Origin of the sequence: Phocaeicola sp. RTP21198st1_B8_RTP21198_201120 (assembly GCF_040929485.1) — a bacterium.
GTDB classification, from domain to species: Bacteria; Bacteroidota; Bacteroidia; order Bacteroidales; family Bacteroidaceae; genus Phocaeicola; species Phocaeicola dorei.
Genome location: NZ_JBCOCI010000582.1, coordinates 1 through 485 on the forward strand (window position 1 = coordinate 1; position 485 = coordinate 485).

The following is a 485-nucleotide window of genomic DNA, read 5'->3' on the forward strand; positions in this document are numbered from 1 at the left end:
CGGCTATACTGCCGGGAATAACGATAAATAAGTATTTCAAATAATCAAACCGATACATCCACGGCAGAGGAGTATAATTAAATACACTCTGTGTCCACGAACCGTCAACCGTACTCCCTACTATCATAGCCATCAGCAATATCAGAATTCCTAAACGCATCCAACGATTATGCATTGTGAAAATGTAAAGGATAGAACCGAAAATAGCCATATTAGCCAACAGCAAAATGATAATGTTGCTGGAGAATAAACTGAATGTTTTCCCATCCGCATAAGAAGTGGTAGCCAACATAATGGCAGCGACAATGTAAGCTCCCACTTTTATTGAAATATGTACCCAATCCGGCATTTTCAAAGGAATGCGCATGAACATGGGAAATAGAACAGCAAAACAGAGTATAGCCAGCAGCCATGCTCTGATATCCTGCGGAGAACTTAACATATACGGATAAAAATGCTGGATGAAAATAGCAAAGAAAGTCAAC

The 485-nt window shown here is 39.6% G+C and carries 1 protein-coding gene; it reads right to left on the reverse strand.

The window, feature by feature from the left end; genetic code table 11:
- A partial coding sequence (locus tag AB5935_RS28290) for a DUF5009 domain-containing protein (protein ID WP_368328140.1) occupies positions 1-485 on the reverse strand: 485 nt, incomplete at both ends.